2 protein-coding genes are annotated in these 2,229 nt (G+C 69.5%); both read right to left on the reverse strand.

All coding sequences use genetic code 11. The features are described from left to right. Window positions 1-1,365, reverse strand: a 1,365-nt coding sequence (gene mltF / locus RI841_RS16105; RefSeq protein ID WP_310706643.1) for a membrane-bound lytic murein transglycosylase MltF, incomplete at its 3' end; no start/stop codon positions are given. Between the two features lie 72 nt (window positions 1,366-1,437). Next, window positions 1,438-2,229 (reverse strand): patatin-like phospholipase family protein (locus tag RI841_RS16110; protein ID WP_310706644.1); only part of this gene is annotated, 792 nt, incomplete at its 5' end.

Below are 2,229 nucleotides of genomic sequence, written 5' to 3' on the forward strand. Positions count from 1 at the left end.
AGTCGACGTTGCCACCGCGGCGCCGATCACGTCCTGGTAGTTGCGGATCCGCTGGACGTAGTGCACCGGCTCGTAGCCTCGTGCATAGCCATAGCGGGTCTGCGGGTAGTAGCGCTTGTCGGCCTTGAGCGGCAGCACCTTCTTCATGTCCTCCCAGGAGTCCGGGTCCCTGCCGAGCTCGCGCGCCAGCTCGCGGGCGTCCAGCAGGTGCCCACGGCCGATGTTGTAGCTCGCCAGGGCCAGGTAGGTGCGGTCCGGTTCGGGAATGGTCTCGGGCAGCCGTTGATGACGGTCGGCGAGATACCGCGCGCCGCCGTCGATCGCCGCGGCCGGGTCCAGGCGATTGGCGACGCCCAGTGACCGGGCGGTGTTCTGCGTGAGCATCATGATGCCGCGCACCCCGGTGGGCGAGACGGCCTGGGGGTCCCAGTGCGACTCCTGGTAGGCCAGGGCCGCGAGCAGGTCGGCGGGCATCCCGGTGGTCTCCTCGGCCGCCAGGAAGAGCTCGAGGAAGGAGGGCAGGCGCTCGTCGATGCGCCGGTTCAGTGCGCGCAGGTCGACGAAGTCGAACTCGCCGATATAGGCGTAGTAGCGCTCCTCCATCGCCGCGACGCTCTCCTGACCCGCGGCGCTCTCCATCCACTGCCCGGCGAGGTCGGCCAGCGCCTGGTGGCCGGTGGGCAGGTACCAGCCCAGCCGGTCGCCGCTGGTCAGGTTCATGGCGACCTCCAGGTGCGGGAAGTGGCGGCGCACCACCCGCACGATGTTGGAGTCGGCCAGGGTGCAGTCGATGCGCCGCTCGGCCACCTCGGCCAGCAGCATCTCGGTGGTACGCGGGTCCTCGTCGAAGGTGATGCCGGTGTGGCGATTGACCAGGCTCTCGAGCTTCTCCGCGTAGCTGGAGTCCGCCGTGACGCGGAGCTCGACGTCGGCCAGCGCCTCTACCCGACGCGGCAGGGGGCGCATGTCGCGGTGGCAGACCAGCTGCTCGACAATGTCGGTATGGCCGGGGCCGCGCCGGAAGCGCGCGTCGCGGGAGGGCAGGTGGGTCAGTCCCGCGGCGGCCAGGTGGACCTCGCCGCTCTCCAGGGCCGCCAGCACCTCGGCGGTGGAGCCCTGCAGCATCCACTCGACCTCCCAGCCATGGGCCTCGGCGAAGCGCTGGACCAGATCATGTTCCGGACCCGCCGGGGTCTCGTGGCGGTCCAGGTAGTAGGTGGTGGCGGCGTTGCGGGTGGCGACCCTCAGCGTCTCGCCAGGTTCGGGCGGGTCGAGCTGCGTGACCGGGGGCTCGCCGGGCTCGCAGCCCAGGAGCAGGGCCAGCGACAGCAGCAGGAGGGCGGTGAGCAGGCGGGATCGGGACATGGACGGGTATCCTGACCGGAGAGCTGATGGGAGCAGCCTACCAGTCTCCGGCTGTGCCCTTGGCGGGACGAGTCAACGCAGGGTGGGACGAGCCAGCCGCTCCTCGAGCAGGTCGCGCAGCTCCTCGGCGGCGGGTTCGGTCTGGTGCAGGATCTCGTCGATGCGGTTGAAGTGCAGGAGGCGCACGCCTCGGGTCTCCGGGCGCAGGTAGAGGTCGGGTGGCTGGTGGCGCAGCGCCTGCCGGATGATCGTCTGCTGCATGATCTTGAAGCTGTTGAACAGCATGTCGGTCAGGCCGAGCTCCTTGCCATCCTCCTGCCGGCGGCTTCCCGAGACATCCACCGCGATGACCAGGTCGACCTCGCCATGGAGCAGGTCGAAGGGCAGGGGCTTGGAGACGCCGCCATCGATCAGCAGCTGCTCGCCACGGTGGACGGGCATGAATAGTCCCGGTACCGCCATGCTGGCCTCGATGGCCGGGAACAGCGGCCCCTCGTCCAGCGTCACGCTCTCCCCCGTCCAGTAGTCGGTGGCCACCACCTGGAGCGGAATGCGCAGCTCGTCGAAGGTGCGAAGCTCGGTATGGCCGGCCAGGAAACGCAGGAAGCCAGCCGAGTCGAGCAGCCCGGCATCGTCGCGGCCGAACGGCATGAGTGCCGTCAGCTCGACCTCCGATTCGGCCAGCCCTGAGAGGGCATCCAGTGGCGAGCCGGCCACGTCGTCGAAGATGTCGCGGATCGCCTCGGCCGGGAGTCCGGCGGCATAGAGCCCGCCGATTACCGCGCCGATGCTGGTGCCGACGATGCGGTCGGGTACGATCTCGAGGTCGTCGAAGACTTGCAGGATGGCGATGTGCGCCAGGCC

This window comes from Halomonas sp. (genome assembly GCF_031581305.1).
Lineage (GTDB): Bacteria > Pseudomonadota > Gammaproteobacteria > Pseudomonadales > Halomonadaceae > Halomonas.